The sequence below is a fragment of the Enterococcus pseudoavium NBRC 100491 genome (assembly GCF_001544295.1).
Classification (GTDB): Bacteria; Bacillota; Bacilli; order Lactobacillales; family Enterococcaceae; genus Enterococcus_A; species Enterococcus_A pseudoavium.
The window spans coordinates 110,584-136,320 of the sequence record NZ_BCQF01000004.1; the positions used below are offsets into that span (position 1 = coordinate 110,584).

General features: G+C 41.0%; 24 protein-coding genes. 1 reads left to right on the forward strand and 23 read right to left on the reverse strand.

The window, feature by feature from the left end; translation table 11 throughout:
- The first annotated feature begins 27 nt into the window (after positions 1-27).
- The gene (gene nrdG / locus EP1_RS03430) at positions 28-630 is read left to right on the forward strand and encodes an anaerobic ribonucleoside-triphosphate reductase activating protein (RefSeq protein ID WP_067623443.1); all 603 of its coding nucleotides are present in this window, start codon (positions 28-30) and stop codon (positions 628-630) included.
- Here nrdG and dinB read toward each other — a convergent pair.
- The 23 genes from dinB to recR all read right to left on the reverse strand — a co-directional run bounded on the left by dinB (position 622) and on the right by recR (position 25,724).
- Positions 622-1,743 (reverse strand): DNA polymerase IV, encoded by a 1,122-nt coding sequence (dinB, locus tag EP1_RS03435; RefSeq protein WP_067623446.1) that lies wholly within the window; start codon positions 1,741-1,743, stop codon positions 622-624. The two genes, nrdG and dinB, sit on opposite strands and share 9 nt — an antisense overlap.
- A gap of 145 nt (positions 1,744-1,888) precedes the next feature.
- Positions 1,889-2,419, reverse strand: coding sequence for a prevent-host-death protein (locus EP1_RS03440; protein WP_067623449.1), 531 nt, complete (start codon positions 2,417-2,419; stop codon positions 1,889-1,891).
- 129 nt (positions 2,420-2,548) lie between these two features.
- A complete protein-coding gene (locus tag EP1_RS03445) occupies positions 2,549-3,619 on the reverse strand; it encodes a DeoR family transcriptional regulator (protein ID WP_067623452.1) in 1,071 nt (356 codons plus the stop codon).
- Positions 3,620-3,726: 107 nt separating this feature from the next.
- Positions 3,727-5,862, reverse strand: coding sequence for a heavy metal translocating P-type ATPase (locus tag EP1_RS03450; RefSeq protein ID WP_067623455.1), 2,136 nt, complete (start codon positions 5,860-5,862; stop codon positions 3,727-3,729).
- 37 nt (positions 5,863-5,899) lie between these two features.
- A complete protein-coding gene (locus tag EP1_RS03455; RefSeq protein WP_083507479.1) occupies positions 5,900-8,074 on the reverse strand; it encodes a heavy metal translocating P-type ATPase in 2,175 nt (724 codons plus the stop codon).
- Positions 8,075-8,284: a copper chaperone CopZ gene (copZ, locus tag EP1_RS03460; RefSeq protein ID WP_067623458.1), complete on the reverse strand. Its 210-nt coding sequence runs from the start codon at positions 8,282-8,284 to the stop codon at positions 8,075-8,077.
- 51 nt (positions 8,285-8,335) lie between these two features.
- Positions 8,336-8,776 (reverse strand): CopY/TcrY family copper transport repressor, encoded by a 441-nt coding sequence (locus EP1_RS03465; protein WP_067623462.1) that lies wholly within the window; start codon positions 8,774-8,776, stop codon positions 8,336-8,338.
- Between the two features lie 156 nt (positions 8,777-8,932).
- Positions 8,933-10,990, reverse strand: a complete 2,058-nt coding sequence (locus tag EP1_RS03470) for a heavy metal translocating P-type ATPase (protein WP_067623465.1) — start codon at positions 10,988-10,990, stop codon at positions 8,933-8,935.
- Between the two features lie 226 nt (positions 10,991-11,216).
- Positions 11,217-12,515 (reverse strand): asparagine--tRNA ligase, encoded by a 1,299-nt coding sequence (gene asnS / locus EP1_RS03475; RefSeq protein ID WP_067623467.1) that lies wholly within the window; start codon positions 12,513-12,515, stop codon positions 11,217-11,219.
- Between the two features lie 39 nt (positions 12,516-12,554).
- On the reverse strand, positions 12,555-13,742 hold the full coding sequence (locus EP1_RS03480) for a pyridoxal phosphate-dependent aminotransferase (RefSeq protein WP_067623470.1): 1,188 nt from the start codon (positions 13,740-13,742) through the stop codon (positions 12,555-12,557).
- Between the two features lie 27 nt (positions 13,743-13,769).
- A complete protein-coding gene (locus EP1_RS03485) occupies positions 13,770-14,273 on the reverse strand; it encodes a cell wall elongation regulator TseB-like domain-containing protein (RefSeq protein ID WP_083507480.1) in 504 nt (167 codons plus the stop codon).
- 54 nt (positions 14,274-14,327) lie between these two features.
- Complete coding sequence (locus tag EP1_RS03490; protein WP_067623474.1) at positions 14,328-17,099, reverse strand: helicase C-terminal domain-containing protein; 2,772 nt, start codon at positions 17,097-17,099, stop codon at positions 14,328-14,330.
- A gap of 183 nt (positions 17,100-17,282) precedes the next feature.
- Positions 17,283-17,483 carry a cold-shock protein gene (locus tag EP1_RS03495; protein ID WP_010740784.1) on the reverse strand — a complete coding sequence of 67 codons (201 nt, stop codon included), beginning with the start codon at positions 17,481-17,483 and terminating at the stop codon, positions 17,283-17,285.
- A 190-nt stretch (positions 17,484-17,673) separates the two neighbouring features.
- The gene (locus EP1_RS03500; protein WP_067623477.1) at positions 17,674-18,777 is read right to left on the reverse strand and encodes a baeRF6 domain-containing protein; all 1,104 of its coding nucleotides are present in this window, start codon (positions 18,775-18,777) and stop codon (positions 17,674-17,676) included.
- Between the two features lie 416 nt (positions 18,778-19,193).
- On the reverse strand, positions 19,194-19,538 hold the full coding sequence (locus EP1_RS03505) for a P-II family nitrogen regulator (RefSeq protein ID WP_067623481.1): 345 nt from the start codon (positions 19,536-19,538) through the stop codon (positions 19,194-19,196).
- Between the two features lie 13 nt (positions 19,539-19,551).
- On the reverse strand, positions 19,552-20,766 hold the full coding sequence (locus tag EP1_RS03510; RefSeq protein WP_067623484.1) for an ammonium transporter: 1,215 nt from the start codon (positions 20,764-20,766) through the stop codon (positions 19,552-19,554).
- Between the two features lie 150 nt (positions 20,767-20,916).
- Complete coding sequence (gene rsmI / locus EP1_RS03515; protein ID WP_067623487.1) at positions 20,917-21,774, reverse strand: 16S rRNA (cytidine(1402)-2'-O)-methyltransferase; 858 nt, start codon at positions 21,772-21,774, stop codon at positions 20,917-20,919.
- A gap of 183 nt (positions 21,775-21,957) precedes the next feature.
- Positions 21,958-22,305, reverse strand: coding sequence for a DNA replication initiation control protein YabA (locus tag EP1_RS03520; RefSeq protein ID WP_174519736.1), 348 nt, complete (start codon positions 22,303-22,305; stop codon positions 21,958-21,960).
- Positions 22,305-23,117 (reverse strand): PSP1 domain-containing protein, encoded by an 813-nt coding sequence (locus EP1_RS03525; RefSeq protein WP_067623494.1) that lies wholly within the window; start codon positions 23,115-23,117, stop codon positions 22,305-22,307. The genes EP1_RS03520 and EP1_RS03525 overlap by 1 nt, the downstream gene beginning before the upstream one ends.
- A 26-nt stretch (positions 23,118-23,143) precedes the next feature.
- Positions 23,144-24,082, reverse strand: a complete 939-nt coding sequence (gene holB, locus EP1_RS03530; RefSeq protein WP_067623496.1) for a DNA polymerase III subunit delta' — start codon at positions 24,080-24,082, stop codon at positions 23,144-23,146.
- A 2-nt stretch (positions 24,083-24,084) separates the two neighbouring features.
- Positions 24,085-24,414: a cyclic di-AMP receptor DarA gene (darA, locus tag EP1_RS03535; RefSeq protein ID WP_067623498.1), complete on the reverse strand. Its 330-nt coding sequence runs from the start codon at positions 24,412-24,414 to the stop codon at positions 24,085-24,087.
- 18 nt (positions 24,415-24,432) lie between these two features.
- Positions 24,433-25,071 (reverse strand): dTMP kinase, encoded by a 639-nt coding sequence (gene tmk, locus EP1_RS03540; RefSeq protein WP_067623501.1) that lies wholly within the window; start codon positions 25,069-25,071, stop codon positions 24,433-24,435.
- A gap of 56 nt (positions 25,072-25,127) precedes the next feature.
- The gene (gene recR, locus EP1_RS03545; RefSeq protein WP_067623504.1) at positions 25,128-25,724 is read right to left on the reverse strand and encodes a recombination mediator RecR; all 597 of its coding nucleotides are present in this window, start codon (positions 25,722-25,724) and stop codon (positions 25,128-25,130) included.
- Between the last annotated feature and the right edge of the window lie 13 nt (positions 25,725-25,737).

Genomic DNA, 25,737 nt, shown 5'->3' on the forward strand with positions numbered 1-25,737 from the left:
CCCTGTTTTACTTGAAAGGTGAAAAAGATGCGTAATCCTCAACCGAAAGAATGGCTAGCTAGCGAGCTTAGCCAACAATATATTGCCGACTATAAACCCTTTAATTTCGTCGATGGCGAAGGTGTTCGCAATAGTTTATATGTCAGTGGCTGCCCCTTTGCCTGCGAAGGATGCTTCAATGCAGCTGCTCAAAATTTCCATTATGGCAAACCTTTTACTCAAGAATTAGAAGATCAGTTGATTGCTGATACAGCCCATGATTACGTCCAAGGCGTAACCTTTTTAGGCGGCGAACCTTTTTTAAACACTCAAGTTTGTTTGAAAGTAATTGATCGGATTCGGACCGAATTTGGTGACCGGAAAGATATTTGGTCTTGGAGCGGCTATACTTTTGAGGAATTGCTGCAAGATAGTGAAGATAAGTTGGAAATGTTAAGCAAGATTGATATTTTAGTCGATGGTCGTTTTGAGCTTAGCCAAAAAAACTTGATGTTGCAATTTCGCGGCAGCGCCAACCAACGAATCATTGATGTAAAAAAATCATTAGCCCAAGGCAAAGTTGTAATCTGGGAAAAATTGCATGACTCCGAAAAGGCATTTGAACAAATCAAAAAGAGCGACCTAATTTGATCGCTCCTCCCACAACGGCAAGACAATATTTTCATACGCAACGGGATCTAGATTGGTCAAGGTGATACCGACCAAACGGATCCCTTTTTCGATTCCACCGATCTCTTCCCAAATCAAACTAGCTTGCGAAAATAATTCTTCCTTTTTTTCTATGTAATAGGGTAATGTCGCCCGGCGAGTTACCGTTGTATAATCGGTATAACGAATCTTTACAACGACCGTCTTTCCATGACGTTGAACCCGCTTCAATGCGCCCTCGACTTTTTCTGCTAACTGCCGCAGTTGGCTCAAGACTTCCTCTTCCGTTGCTAACGGTCGCCCATAAGTGTGTTCTTTACCAACTGATTTTCGCTCACGAGTCACACTGACAGGTGAATCGTGAATCCCCCGCACCTTTCGGTATAAGGAATAACCCATTTTACCAAATTCTTGAATCAAAAACATTTCGCTTTTTTGGTATAAATCAGCTCCCGTAAAAATTCCCAGTTCGTTCATTTTGGGAACGGTCTTCTTCCCGACACCGTGAAATTTTTCAATTGGTAGCTGCTTTAAAAAAATGATTGCTTCATCAGGGGAAAGCACCGTCATTCCCTTTGGCTTTTGATAGTCGGAAGCTAATTTGGCCAAAAATTTATTATAGCTGACTCCGGCTGAGCACGTCAGTTGCAGTTCCTGCCAAATGTCCTGCTGAATCGAACGGGCAATTTTGATTGCCGAACGAGCATTAATTTTATTCTCCGTTACATCTAGATAGGCCTCATCGATTGAAACAGGTTCAATCACATCCGTATAGCGGCGAAAGATTTCCCGAACTTGTTGAGAAACCGCTCGATATTTTTCATGATCCCCTGGTTTGAAAATCGCTTGTGGACACAGCTCAAAGGCTTTTTGAGCGCTCATCGCTGAATGAATCCCGAAGATTCGTGCCTTATAATTGGCAGTCGTCACAACACCCTTACCGCCTGTATCTGAAGGATGGCGGGCGATCACTAGTGGATGCTTAGCTAATTCTGGATCATCTCGTTCTTCGACCGACGCAAAAAAAGCATCCATATCAATATGAATAATCTTGCGGGACGTATCATTTTTTAAAGGAAAAACCAACTCCGCCATTCGATTCACCCTCCTTTCAACTGACTGCTGTTATTCTTATTGTACTCGAACGTTTGTTCAGAGACAATTAATTTTGCTGAAAGTAAGCGGAAAATAAATAGTTGCTTAAAAAATGGAAGAATAAAAAATAGACAGTCTAGACTGTCTATCGTTCGATCAAATTCACTTTGCGGATCATTAATTTATCAGCCGAACCCCGTTGAAACTCTTGTGGTTCACCAAAGATTTCGGCGTAGATAACTTTGTTGTGTTCCCGCCGACGTAATTGATAGATAATCTTGCCGCTATCTTCCAATTCCTTCATCATTTCAGTCACGCCACCAAAACCGGTTTTTTTCGTGATAAAGCCGGTAGCTACCATCCGCTCATCTAAATAACGAGCAGAAATGACAGAGCCCTTCGCTAAAGTTGTTCTTAAAGCCGTCGCCAATTCTTCCAATTCTTCTGGAACTGGTAGTTCACGCTCGACTGGCTGATATAGCGTATCTCTTAAAGTATTTAATTCCTCGACTAATGCTTCATATTGCTCTTTTGTCAGCATGACACCAGCAATTTTTTCACGGTTGAAGATATAGACTCCGGTCTCTGCTTTACGAGCTTGAGCAAAAACGTCCATTGGTGATTTTTTTACCTCTGTAATCGAAGATGTCGGAACATCTAATTTTCGCAACCCCACTCTGCTCTCCTCCTACGATATAAATAGTGATAGTCTTTCAGAATCGACTATTATCTTTCAGCTAAATACCCTTTTACAAAGCTATTAAAAACGGTCGTAAAAATGGTACCATCCACATGGTCTTCACCATTATAGCATAACCTTTCTGGAAGAAAAATCTTCATTACACTTTCCGATATCACAAGGAAAAAAAGGGTGGAACCTTTCTTGAATGACTAAAGCCGATTTTAAATTAGGATGTAGTGACAACGTGATATGATGACTAGCAGAAAAAATCATTTCCAGTGCAAAGGCCAATTCATCCACTCGGCAATTACTCAAAAGGGGCAACGCTCGCTTCAATTTCCGGCTAAGCCTGAGGAAAAATTCTCCGACTTCTACTTGCTCGCCGTGCTCGCTGAGTACGGCCAACGGCAGACAACACCGAATCCCCAAAAATAATTCAAATAGCTTAATTGTAAAAACTTGTTTGGCCACCTCTGTCTCCCAACTCACAGCCTGCTCTATCAAGGCGATAGCCCGCTTGCTTTCTTGATACAATCCCGTTCGATGCTTTTGATGGCTATCATAAAATTCAGAGCAACCTTGATAATGATAGCCTATATACTCTAGAAAAAAGGCTCCTGCCAGTTGACCTTGTAAGCCAAATTCTTGTGTAAATCTTGCCAACAAACGTTCATCCGGAATCAATTCTTTTTTTACTATACAAGAATGGTTCATTGGATACTTTTGATCCAATTGGTAATAAAGTTCCGCTTCTTCAAGCTGATAAAAATCACGTAAATACCGTAATTGCAGATAAAAAATCAATGCCGACGCTCCTAACAAACTGCCCGTTTGACAATTCACTGACAGATTAAAACGCAACAGTTGGTGATTGAGCTCCTTTATTTTAGAATGATTGACTCGGGGACCACGATTCCAAAGATATTGCTGGAAAAGTTGAAAATGCTGATTCTCCAGCAAAATTTTACGCTGCACCGCGTAATAATTCGCTTCATAGCATTCTCTTAATTGCCAGTATCTTCGTTTTATCACATAGTCTTTTTTCTGCAGTTCGTAAAGGTCCCGCAGGATTGTTTTAGTACTTACCTTGGTCTTTTTCGCCAATTCCGCTACCGAGTAACATTTTTGCTGCAGTAATTCGACTAGTTGTAGTTGCCGTCGACATTTCTTTTTTGCTATAAATTGCCAGATCATCTTGTTCCCCTTCTTTCGTCTTCTAAATCTCTCCTTCCAAAATAGCACAAATTGCCCATAAGTTTTTTCTCAACTTTTTTTCAAAAAAAAAAACGTCTGAATATTTATCAGACGTTTAGAGTCATGGCATTGATTGCCACAATAATTGTACTCAATGACATTAAGATTGCTCCGACAGCCGGACTTAATAATATTCCAATTGGGGCTAAAATTCCCGCTGCTAGTGGAATGGCGATAATATTGTATCCCGCTCCCCACCAGAGATTTTGGATCATCTTGCTATGTGTCCTTTTAGCTAAACGGATAAATTTTAAAATGTCCTGTAAATTACTATTAGTCAAGACGACATCTGCCGAATCAATCGCAATATCGGTCCCAGCACCAATCGCCATCCCTATTGAGGCTCTAGCTAGAGCTGGCGCATCGTTGATTCCATCGCCCACCATCATCACCTTTTTGCCTTGATCGGTATATTCCTTGATGATCTTTTCCTTATCATTCGGTAGCAATTGACTATAGAATTCTTTGATTTCTAGGTAATCGGCTACGGCTTTAGCTGCTTCTTGATTATCACCAGTCAGCATGACCGGTTCAATTCCAACCGCCCGAAGTTCTTTGATAAAATCTTGCACTGATTCTTTTAGCGTATCCCCCATCGCAAAAAATGCCGTCAGTTGATCATCGATCAATAAGAAGGAGATCGTATTGCCTTGAGCTTGATAATCTTTTAATCGGGCTTGGTCAAAAGATAAATTCCGTCTTTCGAGCTCTTTTTGATTGGCTAAAATGACTTGATGCCCTTCCACTATTCCCTTGACCCCAATCCCTTTCAAGGTTGAAACGTCTTGGGCTTGATAAGCTTCAATTTTTTCGGTTTTCAAATAATTCATCACTCCTACCGCCAAGGGGTGATTGGTTTGGGCTTCAAGCGCACCAATATATTTCAGAATTTCATTTTTGTCCAGATTAGCCAAACTTTCCACACCTGTAACGGTGAACTTGCCTTCAGTCAACGTTCCCGTCTTGTCTAGAAAGACATACTCTAATTGATTGCCTTGTTCCAAAGCTTGACGATTCTTTAGCAGTAATCCATTTTGTGCAGCTAACGACGTCGAACGGGCAATGACCAAAGGAATCGCTAATCCGAGGGCATGGGGACAGGCAATCACTAGCACCGTCACCATCCGATCAAGCGCTTGCGGCAGATCGGTTGCGAACAACCAAATAATGAAAGTCAAAATACCAGCAAGGGCTGCGATATAAAACAGCCATTTTGCTACTTTATCAGAAATAGTCTCTAATTTTGATTTTTCTTGTTGGGCTTGCTTCACCATATCCATGACTTTAGCAAGGTAGCCATCCTCACCGGTCCCTGTCACTTTTAAGCGAATCGTCCCATCACCATTGACGGAACCACCAATTACGGTGTCCCCAACCAACTTTTGTACCCCTTTAGACTCACCTGTCACTGCTGATTCATCCACGATAGTTGAGCCCTTGATGATTTGTCCATCCGTTGGCATTTTATCGCCCGCGCGAACAAGTAGCAGGTCGCCATGCTGAATTTCTTGCAACTTGACCTTATTAATCGAACCATCGGCTGCGATCTTGTTAACTTCATCAGGCAACAATTCGGCTAGTTTCTTTAATGCATTGCTGGCATTGGAGACCGCACTCATTTCTACCCAGTGACCTAGCAACATAATCACAATCAACGTCGCTAGTTCCCAGAAAAAGTCCATCACATGTTCATGGGGATTGATTTTATTTGCAATAAATGAATACAAACTATACATATAGGAGACCGAAATCCCCATGGCAATCAAAGTCATCATGGCGGGACTCTTCATTTGTAACTCCATCTTGGCGCCACTTAAAAAAGGCTGACCACCATATACAAAAAGAATCGTCGCTAAGATGAGGACTACCCATTCAGAACCAGGAAAAGTAAATTGGAAAGGCAGCTGCATCCCCATCATCGGCGACAGCACGATGATCGGAATCGCTAAAACAAGAGAGAGCCAAAATTTCTGTTTGAAATTTCCCATGTGCATCGAATGGTCCATCCCGCCATGATCCATTTCATGGTGATCATGTCCACTCATACGATGATCCATCTCATGATGATGCTCAGCTGCGTCCATTTTATGCTGATCATGCCCGTTCATTGAATGATCCATTTCATGGGAATCATGCATCGAGTGATCCATTTCCATTGATTCATCCCGTTGTTCTTCTTTCATGATAACCGCCTCCTATTTAACTCTTCTTTTACAATTGTTATAGTTTTTTCTGATTTAAGCTCAAAGAATTCAGTAAAACACTGACTGAACTAAAGGCCATCGCACCTCCAGCAATAATTGGATTCAAAAAGCCTAGTGCAGCAAAAGGAATCCCAATCACGTTATAACAAAATGCCCAAAATAAGTTTTGTTTGATTTTTCTTAGTGTTAATTTGGATAAACGGATACTTTTTTCAACCGACAAAAGATCGCTGTTCATCAAGGTAATATCCGCAGTTTCCATTGCAATATCGGTCCCACTGCCCATCGCAATCCCTATATCAGCCAAGGCTAAAGCTGGAGCGTCATTGATTCCGTCACCAACCATGCCGACAGATTCACCTTTGGTCTGCAGCTCCTTGACAACTTGCGCTTTATCTTCAGGTAAGACCTCTGCAACAATATCTTCTGCTTTTAATCCAACTTGCTCGCCGATGTAACGAGCGGTTTGGGGATTGTCCCCGGTCAACATTTTTACCTGAAGTCCTAATTGATACAATGCCTTAATTGCATCCTTTGAAGACTCTTTGACTTGATCCGTCACTGAAATCATCGCAAGAACTTGAGCATCATCCGTTAAAAACATTACTGTCTTTCCTTCTGCTTCTAACGCTACCACACGTTCTTCAGCAAATAAAATATTACGCTCTTTTAAGCCTCGTTTTGAACCAACAAAATATTGTTGTCCCAAAATTTTCCCAGTCACGCCTTGACCTGTCAGGCTCACAAAATTTTCTACGGGTAAAAGTTCAACCTGCTCTTTTCCATAATGATAGATTGCTTTTGCTAAAGGGTGTTCAGATTGCTGCTCCAAACTTGTCAAATAAACTAAAGCTTGGGGATCAAAAGCTTCAAAATCTGCGACGACTGGTTTGCCCTCCGTAATTGTCCCGGTTTTATCTAAAACGATCGTCGTCAGATGAGCAATTTTTTCCAAAGCTCCGCCGCCTTTAATCAAAATCCCTGATTTTGCGCCTAAGCCCGTTCCCACCATAATAGCCGTCGGTGTCGCTAAACCTAACGCACAAGGACACGCAATCACTAGAACTGAAACACTATGAACAATGGCTTGCTGCCAATCACCGCTCATTAATCCGGTAGCAATCAAGGTTACTAAAGCAATTCCCAATACCGTTGGAACAAAAATACTAGAAATTTTATCGGCGATCTGCTGGATTGGAGCTTTTTCTCCTTGGGCATCTTCTACCATCCGGATAATCCGAGAGAGCACAGTCATGCTGCCGACTTGCGTTGCGGTAATTTGGATGCTGCCAGTCGTATTAACGGTTCCACCAAAAACCTGATCCTCAACCTTTTTATCGACTGGCAAACTCTCACCTGTCAACATGCTCTCATCGATAGTGGTTTGTCCATTCAGAATCTTCCCGTCAACTGGAATCTGTTCCCCAGGACGAACACGTAGAATATCGCCGACTTGGACATTTTCAATGGCCACTTCTTTTTCTTTGCCGTCAACAATAATCATTGCTGTCTTAGCTTGCAAATTCATCAGCTGCTTAATAGCATCGCTGGTTTTAGTCTTAGCCTTCTGCTCTAAATACTTTCCCAGCAAGATTAGGGTAATGATCATTCCGCTACTTTCAAAATACAAGTCTGAATTGTGAAGATTGAAAAAGCCATTGTAAACACTTAACGCAAAAGCCGCTGAGGTTCCCATTGCTACTAAAACATCCATATTCGGTGCTTTGGTTTTCAAGGCATGATAGGCCCCACGATAAAAGCGTTGGCCGACTCCAAATTGGATCGGCATAACTAAAATCAACTGGACGAGCGGCAAATGAAGAAAATGCACCCATCCGGCATGGCTACCTAATAACATCGCAAGCATTGCGATCATCAGAGGTGCTACTAAGACGGCACTTACAACTAAGTCACGTTTCATTTTTTTTAACTGTGCGGCCTTTTCTTGTTCAATTTTCTGCTTATGCTCGTCATCAAAGAGGATCGCACCATAACCAATCGCTTCGACTCGTTGAATCAAATTTTCCGTGGTCAGCGTATCATCAAATTGGACTGTGGCCTTTTCCGTAGCTAAATTGACATTTGCTTCCAGCACGCCTTTTGTTGCTTTCAGCTCTTTTTCCACCCGAGCGGAGCAATTGGCACACGTCATACCGGTAATCGCAAATGTTTCTACTGTTGCGTCTGCCAATTAGATCACCTCAGTTTCATACCCTGCTTCAGTCACTGCTGCGGCAATTTGATCGGCGGAAACCTTCGCTTCATCGAATTTAATGACACCTTGATTTTTCTTTAGATTGATCTTTACTTTGTCGATTCCATCCAATTGATTAATCGCTTTCTCCACATTTGCTACACAGTGATTACAGCTCATTCCATTGATTGCGAATTGTTTTTTCATACTATTATTCTCCCATTCTTATTGATTTATTTTATTATGGCACTGTCCTTATTACTTATGATGGTTGCATTCACATTGGCCAGGAATACAATTACATTCGATCTTTTCGACTGTCTTCTTATTTATTAACTGCGCGTTGATCCTTTCAACATCAGCCGCTGTCAATTCAGCCTCGGCAATCAAATCAGCAATCGTTTCTCCAATTCGTTTTGCACAAATATGAGAAAATAAATTCTCCGTTGCACTCTTGACCGTTTCACCTTCACTGATGGCTGGGTGATAAATATATTTTTTCCCGGCTTGTTCTGTTCGAACGGCTTCTTTTTTTACCAAACGTCCCAGCAATGTTTTGATTGTCGCCGGCTTCCATTCCATGGTTTGGCCTAAAATGTCGATAATCTCCTGGGCGGTGGTTGATCCTTGTGTCCAGATCACCCGCATCACTTCCCATTCCGAATCGCTGATTTTGATTGGTGCAATCGTCATGCTCATAACTTCTCACCTCTTCCGTTTACAACTGTAATCCACACTTTAAGTTTACAGTTGTAATCGTCATTAGTCAACCGATTTGAATATTTTTATCTATCAAAAGTAAACATGACAAAAAAGGCTTTATGACAAAGATTGCCATAAAGCCTTTTCCATCGATTATTTGATTTTCAAACAGCGCATCGCATTCAAGACAGCAATCACGGTTACACCAACATCGGCAAAGACGGCTGCATACATCGTCGCCAAACCTAGTGCACCTAAAATTAAAACTAAAATTTTTACGCCAATCGCAAAAATAATATTTTGTTTAACGATGCCCATCGTTTTACGCGCGATTCGGATTGCTACCGGAATTTTTGCTGGTTGATCATCCATGATGACGACATCCGCTGCTTCAATCGCAGCATCTGAACCAAGGCCGCCCATGGCGATGCCAATATCTGCCCGAGCTAATACCGGTGCATCATTCATGCCATCACCAACAAAGGCGGTTTTTTGCCCCCGTTTCAACTCTTCTTCCAAATAAGAGACTTTGTCTTCCGGCAATAATTCACTATATACCTGATCGATTCCAATTTTTTTGCCAATCGCATCAGCAATTCGGTGATTATCCCCCGTCAACATGACTGTCCGCTTCACACCGAGCTCTTTCACTTTCGTCAGAGCTTCCACGACATCTTCCTTCAATTCATCAGCAATCACTAAATGTCCAATGTATTTTTTGTCCATCGCCACATACACGATCGTGCCGATTTGATTGATTGGTTGGAAGGAAATAGCGTATTTTGCCAACAACTTCTCATTACCGACTAAGAAATGATGTCCCTCAATCTCAACCGAAATCCCAAAACCAGCAATTTCTTCTAACTGACTGACTGAAGATAATGGTTGGTCCACATAGTTTACGATGGATTGCGCAATCGGATGACTGGAGCTTTGTTCCGCACTGGCCACATACCGTAGAAAATCCTTCTGGTCGATAGTAGTTTCAACAGTTTGAACTTCAAAGACTCCCTTGGTCAACGTGCCTGTCTTATCGAAGACTACAGTTTCAACGTTGGCTAATGTTTCGATATAATTGCTGCCTTTAATCAACACACCCGCCTTACTGGCTCCACCGATCCCACCGAAAAAGCTCAACGGAACAGAAATTACCAGTGCGCAAGGACAAGAAATTACTAAAAAGGTCAGTGCGCGATAAACCCAATCGTAAAACAGCTCTCCCAAAATAAGTGGCGGAACGATCGCTATTAAAGCAGCTAAGCCAACAACAATCGGCGTATAGTACCGGGCAAAGCTAGTAATAAAGTTTTCTGCTGGGGCTTTTTTGCTGCTAGCATTTTCCACTAGATCCAGAATTTTGCTGACTGTCGATTCACCAAAGATCGTCGTCACTTCAACAGTGAGTTGACCACTTTGATTAATAAAGCCGCTCAAAATCTGTTCATCTGGATGAATGCTACGAGGAACAGACTCTCCGGTTAAAGCTGAAGTATCCACCATGGAATTTCCTTCTTTGACAATCCCATCTAAAGGCACTTTTTCCCCTGGTTGAATCAAAATTCGATCACCGACTTTGATTGTCTCCGGCGCGACCTTCTTTATTTCACCATTTTGGATCAAGTTGGCTGAATCCGGTCGAATCGCTAATAATGAACTGATGGATTTTCTTGATTTTGCTACCGCATAATCTTGGAAAAACTCACCGACTTGATAAAACAACATCACCGCCACTGCTTCCGGATACTCCCCAATCACAATGGCTCCAACTGTCGCAACTGCCATCAAAAAATTCTCATCGAAGATCTCCCCATGAAAAATATTGGTGATCGCAGTCTTTAATACATCATAACCAATCCATAGATACAAAATCAGATATGCAATCAACTTCCACGGCATTGCTGGAGTAGAGATTACTAAAAAACCTAGCGCTACGACTGCCACTAGAATTTGAATGATCTTTCCTTTAGAACTTTCCTCCGCTTTTTCCATCTGTACACTATTGACTTCAACATCTGGCTCTAATTTATTAACGATCACTTTCGCTTCATCACTGATTCGCTCAATCTCCTTTTCAGAAGCAACGATTGTCAACTTCGTGCTCATAAAGTCCACCTGAGCCTGCTCCACTCCCTTGATTTGCTGAACCGAACGTTCAATTTTTGCTGCGCAGTTCGCACAATCTAACCCATCTAACCGATATATTTTTTTCATGAACTCCCCTTCTCCCTAATTTACATATGAATGTTTCCTCATGTTTATTATATATGAACAGTCATTCATATGTCAAGCGGAAAAAGAAAGCTTTTTCAAGAATTATTTCTTTAGAAACCGTTCTTTCTTTAGCTAATAAAAAGCAATTAAACTGCCAAATTTTATTTACATTAAAGAAAAAAATTCACGCCTGTCATCAATGACAACCGTGAATTCTTCAATATTTTTATGGATAAATACGATTCAATAGACGTGGGAATGGAATGGCTTCACGTACATGATCAATCCCTGAGATAAAGGTAATCGTCCGTTCTAAGCCTAAACCAAAACCTGAATGCGGCACGGTACCATATTTACGTAAATCTAAATACCATGCATATTCTTCTTCGTTCAGTCCAGCTTCACGAATTTGTTCTAACAAGTAATCATAGTCAGTCGCACGTTCTGAACCACCGATGATTTCACCGTAACCTTCTGGTGCAATCATATCCGCACAGATCACTACATCATCACGAGTTGGATGTGGTTTCATATAGAACGGTTTGATCGCTTTTGGATAGTTCAAAATGAAAACGGGACGGTCAAATGAGTTCGCGATAAAGGTTTCATGCGGTGAGCCAAAATCGTCACCCCAAGTAATATCATCAAAGCCATTTTTATTCAATAACTCAACGGCTTCATCATAAGAAATCCGTGGATAAGGCAATTTTGTATAGTTTTTCAAAATTTCTTTATCCCGGCCCAATACATCTAAAGCATATTCGCAATTATCTAGGACACTTTGAACCAAGTAAGCCACATATTGTTCTTGGACTTCCAAGCTTTCTTCTTGGTGCATGAAGGCCATTTCTGGTTCGATCATCCAAAACTCGATCAAATGACGACGTGTTTTAGATTTTTCTGCCCGGAATGTTGGACCAAAGGAGAAGACTTTCCCCATTGCCATAGCAGCGGCTTCCATGTATAGCTGTCCACTTTGAGATAAATAAGCTTTTTGATCAAAATAGTTCGTTTCAAATAAGTCACTAGTACCTTCTGGCGCTGAACCCGTTAAGATCGGTGGATCAACTTTCACGAAACCGTTATTGTTGAAGAATTCATAAGTTGCTCGAATCACTTCGTTACGAATCAACATGATCGCATGCTGTTGAGATGACCGCAACCATAAATGACGATGGTCCATCAAGAAGTCCACGCCATGTTCTTTTGGTGTAATCGGATAATCATGGCTTTCACCAATCACTTCAATCTCTTTGACGCCTAATTCATAACCAAATTTTGAACGAGTATCTTCCCGAATTTCTCCGGTCACGATGATTGACGTTTCTTGTGTCAATTCTTTGGCTAAATGAAAAACTTCTTCTGATACTTCGCTTTTGACTACGACAGCTTGAAAATAAGCAGTCCCATCACGCAATTGTAAAAAAGAAATTTTTCCGCTTGAGCGTTTGTTAGCTACCCAAGCACCAATTTTTACTGTTTCGCCAACATGATTCTTGGCATCGATAATTTGAATCTGTTCCACAAATGTCTCTCCTAACTTATTTATCCCGAATTGCTTTTCTTACTTTTTACTATTTTCAATAAAGCGGCGAATCCGGACAACAGCTTCTTCTAAGTCTTCCAAGCTGGCTGAATAACTCATCCGGACACTGTCCGACGAACCGAATCCTTCTCCTGTGACTAACGCAACTTGTTCTTGTTCTAATAAATCATTGACCCAAGTAGTCACATTATCATACCCGCCCATTTCCATTGCTTCCTTAATATTCGGAAACAGATAGAACGCGCCTTGCGGTTTTTTCAGCTTAAAGCCTGGTAACGCAGCGACTTTCGGATAGATGGTATTCAAGCGTTCTTCAAAAGCTTGACGCATTTTTTCTGCCGTCGCTTGCTCTCCGGCTAACGCTTCGATTGCTGCTACTTGGCTGACTGCCGTTGGGTTACTGGTCGCTTGCGAAGCGATCGAAGTCATTCCGCCAATAATTTCCGCATTCCCAATCGCATAACCGATTCGCCAACCAGTCATGGAATAGGTTTTTGACACGCCGTTAATGATCACCGTTTGCTGGAATATCTCGTCAGATAATGAAGCTAGATGCGGCGCTTTGTTCCCATTATAAACAAGATGATCATAAATATCATCTGAAATAATCAACAGATCATTCTGAACAGCCCATTCACCAATCGCCCGTAATTCTTCCTCTGTATAAATCATTCCCGTAGGATTTGAAGGCGAATTAATGATGAGTGCTTTACTTTTAGCTGTTCGCACTGCTTCGAGTTGTTCCACCGTAATCTTATAATCATTACTTTGTGCCCCTGTAATGAAGACAGGCTGTCCTTGAGCTAATTTGACTTGCTCACCATAGCTAACCCAATAAGGCACAGGAATAATGACCTCGTCACCAGCATCCAAAATTGTTTGGAACAAGGTATACAAGGCAAACTTAGCCCCACTTGTCACGATGACATTCTTGGGTTCAATCGTCAAATCATAATTTTTCTTAGTGAAATCAACAATCGCGTCCTTCAATTCAGGCGTTCCACCAGAAGCAGTATAAAAACTAACTTTTCCGCTCTTGATTCCCTCGATTGCAGCTTGTTCAATATTTTCCGGCGTAGTGAAATCCGGTTCGCCAACTGTTAAACTAATGACATCTAATCCTTGGGCTTTCAACTCTTTGGCTTTGGCGGTGGCGGCTAAAGTGACGGACGGTTCTAGGTTTGTTACACGCTGTGATAATTTCATAACTGATAACTCCCTTACCAAGATTTTTTAGATATTTTTAATGACTTTAAGCTCCTTGCCGTCATTAAATGCCAGCAAGTAATAATAAATCGCTCCTTGATCGTCTTTGGCGGTGACTTCCCAAGACGTTTGATCGCGGTAAATCCCTAGTGTTGCTTTTTCAAACAGTAACTCTGGATGTTCACTTTCAAATTGTTTTTCGGCTTGCCCTTCATTTAAGCCATCCTTTTGATTAAGGATTCGGATTTTCTCTCCCGATTTTGGCACAATTACAATGATTCCTTCACCATTGTTGTTTTCACCGGTAACTGTAAAATACGTCTTCTCCCGATTGAACCAATAAAATTGATCCACCGTTTTCAAATCGGCATATTTTTCTGCCATTTGAACCGTTTCTTTTTTGGCTTGCTGGATTGGACGATTCGAACGAATAAAAATCATGGTCGCTGCCACAATGATGATTAGTAAAAAAGTCACGATCCCCAACAACCAACGATTTAGTCTCTGTTGTCCTGCACTGTTCGTATCCAAAATCATACTCCTCTCAGACAAGGTACATTATACCAAAAGAAGGACGCTCCCTCATTAATTCTCGTTACTTTTGTCAGAATTTAAAAATTGATCCGTCTCCAGTAAAATTTCTTGCAATGGTAATTGCTTGATCGGCAACTCTTTAGGTAAAGCTTTTTGTAATTTTTCTCCATAACTGGCTGTAATGAACCGCTGATCCAGCAAAAGCATCACACCTTTATCCTTTTCCGAACGGATCAAGCGTCCAAAGGCCTGCCGTAAACGTAGGGCGGCGTGAGGAACCGCTTCTTGGAAGAAGGGATTGATTCCTTCGGCTGCTAAAAAGTCGTTACGCGCCTTGACTTGTAATCGCTGCGGATTTTCAAAAGGTAAGCGAGTAACAATCAAGATCTGCAAAACTTCTCCCGGCAAATCAACGCCTTCCCAAAAACTATCGGCTCCGAATAGCAGCGCATCCGTTGACAGCATAAAACGCTTCAGCAGTTTTTCCCGACTGCCACCGATTCCTTGAGCTAGAACTTCTCTTCCTTCATTTAATAACGGACTGCGTACTCGTTGATAGACGCGATTCAAAATATCATGGGAAGTAAATAAAACTAAAATGGGCCGCTGCTGTTGCTGGGCCATTTTACGAATCACTCCAGCCAAATAATTCGCATAATGATCAGGAGAAGTCGCTTGGATACTAATGGCGTCCGTTGGTAAATATAGACGCGCTTGTTCCGCGTAATCATAGGGACTGCTGATAATTTTTAAGGCTGCTTCTGGAATTCCCCAACGTTTCGCAAAGTAATGCCGATCACTGCCGACTTTTAAGGTGCCTCCCAAATACAAAATTTGACGATATCGTCCATACCACTTTGTTTGATTGATTAACGACGCCTCCAAGTCTTGCACTTGGAAGGTTTTGCGTTTGACATTGAACCAATGAACATAACGTGCCTGCCACTTTTCAGTAAAGGTTTCAAAGGCATTCTGTTGCTGCACCAAGTTGACTAATAACGCTTGAAGATCATTCCACTGAGCCTGTTCTTTAATAGAAAAGGTCTCTTTATACGTCGTAAAGTAGGTTTCCAGTTGCTCGCCTAAAGTCAAAGCATCCTGATATAAACGACCGATTCGCTGCAGAACCTGTTCTCCAGCTAAAGATAATTGGTCAATCATTTCCTTAGTGATTAAAGCTTCTTCTTCCGCTGGGTATTCCTCTTTGAAAATCTGATAAAAATCAGTCAGATCCTCGTTTAATTCTTGTAAAACATCTTGTAAAATCTCCAACGTGTGCTGCGTCTGTTGATCTCTTTCAACGAGCCGCCGCCAAATCGCAAACATTTGATCCTCCATCAACCGATTAAACTGACGTTGAATCGCCAAAAGATTGAGCTGCTGCAGACTGACTTTTTCCAAAACACGATTTAAATGGTGTGCTTCGTCAATAATCAAATAGGGACTCTTCGGCAGTTGAGGTTGCTTTCTTTGATCTTCTTGCGCCAGATAGGCGTGATTCGTAATGATTAAATTACTTTGCGCCATTTTTTCTTGACGATGGCGGATAAAATCCGCTTCATAAAAAGGACTATGAGGATTCAAGGTCTGAGTCCCTAAGTGCGCGACTTCTTGCCAGAATGGATGTTTCAAGCTGGTCATATTCAACTCATCAAAATCGCCAGTTTCTGTTTGAGTCAACCAAACAAGGACCGCCATTTGATAGAAGCTGTATTGTTTTTGCTCGGTTCCTTTTTCAAAGCTCTGATAAAAACGGTCCAGATCAATATAATGGCGGCTACTCTTCATGACGACTGCCTGTAAAGGCTGATCCAATAAACGGTTGATCAACGGTAGATCATGCGTCAGGATCTGTTCTTGCAAAAGCAAAGAGACGGTACTAACCACCAACGGTTTTTCTGGTGTCGCTAAAAAGCTCATCGGTAGTAAATATCCTAAGGTCTTGCCAATTCCCGTAGCAGCTTCCACTAAGACATTCTTATCATCCTTCTTATTGAAAAAATCAAAAACCAAGTTCATCAAACGGGCTTGCTCTTTGCGAAAACTTAATTCATCTTGATAAATTTTTTCCTTAGCTTTGCGAGAACGAGGATACGCCTTAGTTCCGAAATAACTTTCTGTAAAAAGCGGTACCCGTTTTTTACGTAGTGCCAAGCCGTGAATAATCGCTAAATCATCTGATAAGGGCTGGGGATTGGCTTGCATTTCCGTTAAACAAGTTACTAAGAAATCCTTGGTTTGAAACGCCATTTGATCAGCGGTCGCAATGATTTTTTCCAGAGTGATGATTGGCAATTTTTTTATTTGAGTAGCTAAATGCAACAACAACTGGGCCGTTACATCAGCATCGCTATCAGCTTGATGAGGATTTTCATGAACTAAATTCAATTCTTCAGCCAAATCTTTTAGCCGGAAACTCAATGACGTCGGCATGAATACTTGAGCCAATTCGACGGTATCGATTCCCGGAATTGTTAAGGGTGGCATTCCACAACGTTCCAATTCATTGCTTAAAAAGTGATAGTCAAAATGAATATTATGAGCCACAAAAATAGTATCTGCCAATAAATTGGTAATCGTCTGGGCCACATCTTCAAAATAAGGGGCTTTTTTCGTCCGCTGATTGGTAATTCCAGTCAGCGTCTGAATTTGCGCAGGAATCGGTTGATCCGGATTAATATCTGTCGAAAAATGGGTCACGATTTTTCCATCTTCAATCAGTACACAACCAAATTGAATAATGCGATCCGTTTGTGGATCCGTTCCGGTTGTTTCAATATCAACGACTGCGTAATTTTTTTTCACGTTCACCCCACCTTCCATAACTAGTTAATTTATTTTACTAAATATTTTTAATTATCGCGTAAAGAAAACCATCCGTCTACCCCACGCATTATATCTGAATCATACCACTTTCTACAAGCAAGTTCTTCAGTTAAAACGATTCCAATTTTAAAAATAAAAAAAGCCAGATGCTTGCGCATCCGGCATAAAAGTCTACTATAATTAAGCTTTGTTAACGTTTGTAGCTTGAGGTCCACGTTGGCCATCTTCAACATCGAAAGTCACTGCTTGACCTTCTTCTAAAGTTTTGAAGCCGTCGCCTTGGATTGCTGAGAAATGTACGAATACATCGTTTCCGTTTTCTGCAGTGATAAATCCGTAGCCTTTTTCTGAGTTAAACCATTTTACTGTACCTTGTTCCATGTTAAACATCCTCCTAGGATAAAATTAATTTGTAATTACTTGAATGGTGAAATAGGAAAGATGTTGTCTGAAACAAACTTGCCAATATTACCGTACAAAAACTACAATTAGAAGTATAACATAGATGAAGCGATAACACTAGGTTATCGCTTAAAAAGTTTTTTCTTAATACATTTGAAATATTTACGTCTTAATAGCGCAAGATCGCCAATAAACTTTTTTCATCCGGAGCCACTTTTTGATCTAGCACAAAGACCTGACCGCCATTCTTGATAACATTGTCGGCAAGCTCATTCAAAACTTGGCGCCGATCATACTCGACATCTGGATCTTCACCAAATCCATCAATCAGATTCGATGTTGCAATGAACAAGTGCGAAACTTTGCCTTCCTTAGCTGCTGGCACAATATCAACCAATTGATCAACAAACTTGCGATCGATTAATTTTTGGTAGCTTTGGGTTTCGATTGCCGCTAATTGATCAGAAAGCTTTTGCATTTCTTGCTTGATGTCGTTGATCGTTGCTTGAGCAGGCGAACCGTTAATTGCCGCCTTATCTGAATAGTAAGGATTTTTAGCAATTTTCTTAAACTGCGTTTGATTTTCCGGCAAAGCGAAAAGATACAACGGAAATTGCTCTGGATTATCCAGTTCTTTCAAGAAATTATCGACCGCTTGATAATAATTTACCCAGTCGATTTCAACTTCTTCGTCTTTTGTGTTAATCCCGTGGAAACTACCGACTTCACCGCCGCGAGCCGAGACATTTAAATTTCCGCCAGTTAATTCATCACCAAGAGCCGTTACAATATCCTTTGGTGCTCCTTCTGGTAATTCAACTGCTTTAACTTCTTTATTACGAACAAAGTAAAGCTTCATAGAATCGCGATTTAAAGCCATTAAATAATATGAGTAGTTAAATTGTGCATTTTTAATGATTGCCAATAAATATGGCAGATCGCTGACATAGTATTGATCATCAACAGCGATATTTAAACGATGGATGTAGATTGCTTCTGCAGTTAAGATCACTGCGACACTCTTTGTTCCGCTACGCCAGAAATCGCCATCTGCTAATAATTGATCAATTTTTGCTTGGAATGGTTCGAAATTATGATCAGTGTACTTTTTCTCGAAACGCTTTTTCGCTTCTTTAGCAAAATTTTTAAACATGATTTGGTCTTTTTCAACATCCTGATGGGCATGATGCGTATTCAACATAAACGTGATAAATGGACCCGTTGCTTCTTCTGACGTCAATTCAGATAGTAACTTTTTACTAATATTTGCCATAAATGTACCCTCCTATTTAACTATTCCACTTTCAGTGTACCATAGCTCTTAAATTCCTCGAAACAAAATGCAACCCTTACATTTATGAAATTAAACGAAAAATTTTACGATAATTTGCATAAGTCTTTTCTAATACATTTCTTAGTGATTAACAAACCGCTATTCATGATTTCATTGACTGAATGCTTTATTATGTAGGCATACCAATTATCCCGAATTGGTTTTTCATACTTACTCCTACCAAGAGTAAATAACAACCTTCATTTCCACCATAGTGACGGCTATGGTGGTTTTTTTACGCCTTAAGATCATTCATAAGGTAACTAACAGGTCTTGGCTGACAGTTTTATCGGCCTAGGATTTATCACAAAAAGAGTCATACAAAAGTTTCAAAAATACTTTTGTATGACTCTTTTTTATTGAATCGCCGCTTGTCCATGTTCCCTTGTGCGAATTCGAATAACTTCCTCAATCGGATACACGAATATCTTGCCGGTTCCACATTCCTCCGACTGACACGTAGCCAAAATCAAATCGATTACTCGCTCCACATCTTCGTCTGCTAAAATAAAACTAACCGATACTTTAGGCAGCAATGTCGTGATGATTTCTTGTCCTCTGACATGACTTTTTTGGCCTTTTTGTAAGCCGCAGCCTAATACTTGACTGACGGTCATGCCATTTATCTCAACTTCTTGATCCAATGCCGCTTTGATATCTTCTAATTTTTCTTGCCTAATGATTGCTTCTACTTTTTTCATCGTTCTCGACCTCCTAAGAATCCATTCCCATAAATGTTGGATACGCATTTTCAGCGTGTTCGATTTGATCCAGTCCCAGCGCTTCTTCTTGTTGCGAGACGCGAATCGGCATGAAGACCTTTATCAATGAAATGATTAGATAACTGGCTACTCCAGCAAAGACAAGAGTAAAGATTACACTTTCGATTTGAGCAACGAACAAATGTGTCTCACCATAGATCAATCCAACTTTTCCGCCGACAGCTGGATCAGCAAAAATTCCTGTTACAATTCCACCAAATATCCCACCAACACCATGACAACCAAAAGCATCTAGAGCATCATCAAAACCAAGCTTTTGTTTGATGACCGCAATAAAGTAATAACAAAACGGACTAACCAATGCACCAATCACAATACTTGACCAAATCGAAACAAAACCTGCGCCTGGAGTGATCGCCACTAGCCCCACTACAGCACCGGTACAAGCACCGACTACCGTGGGCTTACCATTTAAAATTTTCTCAATCAGCATCCACGAAAGCATGGCACAAGCGGCTGCAGTATTAGTCGTGATCACTGCATGAATCGCTAAACCATCAGCTGCTAAAGCAGATCCACCATTGAACCCAAACCAGCCAAACCATAATAAACCAGTACCTAATACAACAAACGGTACATTATGCGGACGATAATCACCTAAATGATATTCCCGTCGGCGTCCTAAAACGATCGCCAAAACCAAACCAGAAATTCCTGAACTGATATGCACGACATTCCCGCCGGCAAAATCAATCGAACCGATTTTATCAAGAAAACCGCCGCCCCAAACCATATGAGCCATTGGGAAATAGACCACAACCAACCAGATAGCTATAAAAAGAAAAATCGCAGAAAAACGCATCCGCCCAGCTACTGACCCAGTTAAAATCGCGGTTGTAATCAGTGCAAACATCATTTGAAAGAAGGCAAATAATCCTTCCGGAATTCCCTCGCCATTTACCAAAGAAACATTGTTGAAAAATACTTTATCCAGGTTTCCAACAAAATCTCCGCCACCACTAAAGGATAATGAATAGCCTACAGCTACCCAAATCAAAGAAGCCAACCCCATTGTACAAATGACCATCATCATCGTGTTCAGAATATTTTTTCTGCGTTCCAAGCCGCCATAGAAAAATGCCAATGCGGGAGTCATGAGAAAAACCAATCCTGAACAAATCAAAATAAATGCAATATTTGCTGCCATCTAACCACTCCATTTCCTTTTATGTTAAGTATTCTAACATCGTTTTCAAATAAAAAAAGTGTTTTTACTCATTTTTTTCATTTTTTTCTAATTTAATGACTTTTTATGTCAGAAAACTTCACACAAAAAGAGCAGGAGGAATTCCTGCTCTTACAATTCATGATATTCTTTATAAACATCCTGCTTTTTCAAACCGTGTCGTTTGGCAACGCTTTTGATGGCTTCTTTTGAAGTTTGTCCAGTATGAATTAATTCTTCCACTTGTTCTTTTAGCGACCCTTCAAAAATTTCCGCTTCCTCAGCTACTTCTGTTGCTCCCGAGACCAGCAAACAACACTCTCCTTTTAACGGATGATCCGCTAAATAATCCAACAGTTCTTCCGCCGTTCCACGTAAATATTCTTCATAAAGCTTCGTTAGCTCACGACAGACCACTACATCACGATTGCCTAAGACCTCCGCAATATTTTTCAGCGTCTCTTTGACCCGATGCGGCGATTCGTAAAAAATCAATGTTGCTGTTTGATTTTTTAACTCGCTCAATTCTTTCTTCTGGCTACTTTTTTTACGTTGTAAGAAACCATAAAAATAAAACGGTTGTGGGACCAATCCTGAAGCAATCAGCGCGGTCATGCCAGCGGTCGCTCCTGGCAAAGCCACCACGGGAATATCTGCTTCGATGCAGGCGACAACAAGTTCATGTCCTGGATCACTGATAGAGGGCATCCCCGCATCACTGACTTGCGCAATCGAACGGCCGCTTGCAAGAAAGGCCAGTAGCTCTGGAATGCGCTCATTGTAATTATGTTCATGCAAACTTTTCTGTGGAACTTTTACCTCAAAATGATTCAACAATTTTTGGGTATTCCGCGTGTCTTCACTAGCGATCAGATCGACCGTTTGCAGCGTTTTAACCGCGCGAAACGTCATATCTTCCAGGTTTCCGATCGGGGTGGGCACTAAGTATAAGGTTCCCACTTCTTGTGAGAAACTTTTTTGAATTTTCACAGCCGTTCTCCTAACTTTTTGATAATTTTCCTTACAGTCAGATAAGACTATTCTGAAATCAGGATTTTTCTAACAACATTTATTCATTCGCAAAAAAGCGGGTGCGACATCACTGCTTGTCATACCCGCTTTTTCTGACTAAACAAGGTGCCGAAAAGCTCATCTTCTACGACTGCCCTTGCTTTATTTTTGTTTATTTTCTCGATAAATGACATCTAAGCAAAATGCACAAGGCTCATCTTGTTCACGTCTTGAGCCGTAGAGCAGATTACAGACATGGAAGCCATCTTCATAGATTTTTTCCAAATTTAAGCGTGATTCAGATAATTCCTGCCGCTCATCTAAAATTGGTGATTTCTTTTCATCGATTTCACGAATTCGTTCGCGCAAACGCTCATTTTCCATCTCTAACGTAGCATTTTTTTCGATCAACTCAAGTAAATTCTCTTTCATGGAAACTAAATCATCAAGGTTTTTTTGTAATTCTTGCTCTAATTGATTCAAGCCATCATACAATGAACGTCGATCGATCATGATAATTCACCCGCTTCAACAAGTTCTTCAAAATCAAAATCCACTGCGGCATCCTGACCAAATAAACGAACTTTGACTACTTTACTCAGCAAATTCAATCCGACCACTTTTCCGCGACCTTCTGGAGTATTGATTTCCTTACCATAATCAGGCATCGCCTTTTTGGCTGCTTCATATTCGCTATTTTCGTATTTCAAACAGCACATCAAGCGACCACATAACCCTGAAATTTTAGTTGGATTTAGCGATAATCCTTGATCTTTCGCCATTTTGATCGAAACTGGGATAAAATCACCTAAAAACGTCGAACAGCAAAGCGGTCGACCACAAGGACCGATTCCACCTAAGATTTTAGCTTCATCACGAACGCCAATTTGACGCAGTTCGATCCTTGTTCGAAAAACACTCGCCAAATCTTTCACTAATTCGCGAAAATCAATTCGGCCATCCGCCGTGAAATGAAAAATCATTTTACTGCGGTCAAAAGTATACTCTACCTGGATCAATTTCATTTCTAAGCCGTGCTGGCGAATCTTTTCCTTCGCCGTTTTAAAGGCTGCCGCGGCATCTGCTTCATTTTGCGCAACTTTTTTCAGCTCTTTATCAGAGGCTTTATGTAAAATCGTTTTTAAATCATCCGACAAATCTTTTTTCTCAATGTCGATTTTTGGAATTGCCACTGTCGCAATCTGGTGCGCCTGTTGTGACTCAACCAAGACTTTATCATTATAAAAATATTCGTTTTTCCCTGGTGCATAGTAATAAATATGCCCAGCATCTCGAAAACGAACACCCACAACTTCAACCATGGTTCTCCCTACTCTCTTAAATAACGTTAAGCAAAGACGCTACGCAACGTTATTTGTTCTGCGATATTTTGAAATGATACGTTTGCTTCTAGTTTTTGGTTGGCCGTTAAAACTTCTTCTAACAGATTATTGTATTTCGCTAAACCTGCTTGATTCTGTTTCATCACTTGATTACGCTTTTCTTTCACAAAGTATCCTAGCATTTCAAAAGCGAATTGCTGCTGAGCTTTGTCTTTAAACGTCTTCACCAATTTTTTCTGCACATAGATAAAAGCTTGCGGATCATTTTTTTCGAGATAATTAAACCATTGAATAACAACATCTCTAGCTTCATTAAACCATTCATCTTTTGAGATTTCAACAGCTTTTGTATAACTATTTGTTAAATTCGCTAATAGTTTCGCAGTTTTTGCAGGGACTTGCTCCGTTGCTAAACGGGACTGCAAGCGTTCCGTTGACAACGCTTGAAAATGGATAATCTGACAGCGTGAACGAATCGTCGGCAAAATTTTACCTAACGACTGTGTTTCCAAGATTATCATGAAGTTTGCTGGCGGTTCTTCTAAGAATTTCAACAAACTGTTGGCCGAGCTTACATTCATCTTCTCAGCTTGATGAATAATAACGACCTTTTTGGCCGACTCAAAACCGGTTTTAGCTAATTCACTTTGGAGTGCTCTAATTTGATCCACTTTGATCGATTGACCATCAGGCTCAATTTCCACCACATCAGGATGTTCTCTCGAAGTAATTCGCAGACAATTATTACATTTTTCACAAGGCATCCCCGCTTGCAAATCTAAACAAAAAAGGTGTTTGGTGAACCACAGTGCCAGTTCTGCTTTACCAGTTCCTTGATCGCCTTCAAAAAGATAAGCATGGGCCAAACGCCCATGCTCAAAACTGTTTTGCAATTGCCGAAAAACGATTGGCTGAATTGTCTGAAGTTTTTGCGCTTCTTCCATTTTTAATATTGCTGGAAGCCTTCGACTGGCAAGACAAAGACTGTGGCACCGCCGACTTCAACTTCAACAGGATAAGGCACTTGGCCGTCTAATGAGATATCTAACGTTACTGGCGTTGTGACATATTGGGTCCGCGCTTGACACGTTTCTTTGATCAAGGCTAAAGCAGACTCTACTCGTTCGTCTTCAATCCCGATAATAAACGTACTATTACCAGCTTTCAAAAAGCCACCGGTTGAGGACAGTTTTGTTGCTCGAATATTGGCATCAATAAATTCGTTGGCTAAACGGTTGGAATCTTTATCTTGGACGATTGCTAAAATAAGTTTCATAGTTTACACCTCTCATGATTAAAAATAGTCGGGATAACGGGTCACTAGTTCGTAAAAACAATCTTCCACGACTTCGTCTAAACGTTTCCGCGCATCAATTTTTATGATCCGATCTGGATTTGCATCAACTAATTTTAAATATGCATGTCGAACCCTTTGATGAAATTGTAACCCTTCTGAGTCCAAACGGTCAATTTGATTGGTCCGGTTTTTCATAATTCGTTGTAAACCCGTATCTGAATCGACGTCTAGATACAAAGTAATATCTGGTGTAGTTCCTTCTGTCGCAAATTCATTCAACTGTGCAACTTCTTTCATGCCAATTCCACGCCCCGCACCCTGATAGGCTAAAGAGCTGTCAACAAAGCGGTCGCATAAAACGATTTTCCCTGCATCGAGTGCCGGCCAGACCTTTTCAATCAAATGTTGACGACGCGCTGCCGCATACAGCATCGCTTCCGTCCGATCATCCATTTTATCGTTTTTTGGGTCAAGGATCACGTGACGAATTTTTTCAGCGATCGGAATGCCCCCTGGTTCTCTCGTCTTAATAATGGCGTGTTTCGCTGTTAGCTGCAGTCTCGGATAAAGCTCATTCAGCACACTCGTCTTGCCGGCACCATCCGGGCCTTCAATCGTAATAAATAATCCCTTCACTTTCTTGTCCCCCAAAATAATTTTGATCTTTCTTTCAAAAAGACACCGCGAAATACTTATAATTCACGGCGTCCTTCCACTGCTTTTAACAAAGTAATCTCATCAGCATATTCGATATCACTGCCGACAGATAGACCGTGAGCCAAGCGCGTAACTTTGATCCCAGCTGGTTTAATCAATCGTGACAGATATATCGCGGTCGCTTCCCCTTCAGTCGTAGCATTGGTAGCGATAATTACTTCTTTAACCACATCATCATGCAGTCGTTTGAGCAAAGGTGCGATATTAATATCCTCCGGTCCAGTTCCTTCCATTGGTGACAATACTCCATGTAACACATGGTACAGTCCATGATATTCGCGAACCTTTTCTAGCGACATCACGTCTTTAGGCTCTTCAACAACTAAGATCGTACTGCGATCACGGGTTGGATCCGAGCAGATTTCACAAGGATCCTCTTCAGTGATATTGCCGCAAATACTACAAAAGCGCAAATCTCGTTTGACACTGATTAATGAGCGCGCAAATTCATTCACCGACTCATCTTTCATATCAATTGTGAAAAAAGCTAAACGAGTCGCAGTCTTTTGTCCAATTCCCGGTAATTTCATATAGCTTTCAATTAGTTTTGCAATTGGTTCTGGATATTGCATGATGTTCTTCCTT

Coding starts and splice junctions, on each gene's coding strand:
- EP1_RS03450 (WP_067623455.1), bottom strand. CDS start 5,862: ATGAAAGAAGAACAACGGGATGAATCAATGGAAATGGATCACTCGATG.
- EP1_RS03495 (WP_010740784.1), bottom strand. CDS start 17,483: ATGGAACAAGGTACAGTAAAATGGTTTAACTCAGAAAAAGGCTACGGA.
- EP1_RS03490 (WP_067623474.1), bottom strand. CDS start 17,099: ATGGAAGGTGGGGTGAACGTGAAAAAAAATTACGCAGTCGTTGATATT.
- copZ (WP_067623458.1), bottom strand. CDS start 8,284: ATGAAAAAACAATTCGCAATCAATGGAATGAGCTGTAATCACTGTGTA.
- EP1_RS03510 (WP_067623484.1), bottom strand. CDS start 20,766: ATGGCAGCAAATATTGCATTTATTTTGATTTGTTCAGGATTGGTTTTT.
- holB (WP_067623496.1), bottom strand. CDS start 24,082: ATGGAAGAAGCGCAAAAACTTCAGACAATTCAGCCAATCGTTTTTCGG.
- EP1_RS03525 (WP_067623494.1), bottom strand. CDS start 23,117: ATGGTTGAAGTTGTGGGTGTTCGTTTTCGAGATGCTGGGCATATTTAT.
- dinB (WP_067623446.1), bottom strand. CDS start 1,743: ATGGCGGAGTTGGTTTTTCCTTTAAAAAATGATACGTCCCGCAAGATT.
- EP1_RS03500 (WP_067623477.1), bottom strand. CDS start 18,777: ATGGCAAATATTAGTAAAAAGTTACTATCTGAATTGACGTCAGAAGAA.
- EP1_RS03465 (WP_067623462.1), bottom strand. CDS start 8,776: ATGAGCATGACGATTGCACCAATCAAAATCAGCGATTCGGAATGGGAA.
- EP1_RS03505 (WP_067623481.1), bottom strand. CDS start 19,538: ATGAAAAAAGTAGAAGCAATCATTAGGCAAGAAAAATTAGAAGATATC.
- nrdG (WP_067623443.1), top strand. CDS start 28: ATGCGTAATCCTCAACCGAAAGAATGGCTAGCTAGCGAGCTTAGCCAA.
- recR (WP_067623504.1), bottom strand. CDS start 25,724: ATGCAATATCCAGAACCAATTGCAAAACTAATTGAAAGCTATATGAAA.
- EP1_RS03480 (WP_067623470.1), bottom strand. CDS start 13,742: ATGAAATTATCACAGCGTGTAACAAACCTAGAACCGTCCGTCACTTTA.
- EP1_RS03445 (WP_067623452.1), bottom strand. CDS start 3,619: ATGATCTGGCAATTTATAGCAAAAAAGAAATGTCGACGGCAACTACAA.
- darA (WP_067623498.1), bottom strand. CDS start 24,414: ATGAAACTTATTTTAGCAATCGTCCAAGATAAAGATTCCAACCGTTTA.
- EP1_RS03470 (WP_067623465.1), bottom strand. CDS start 10,990: ATGAAAAAAATATATCGGTTAGATGGGTTAGATTGTGCGAACTGCGCA.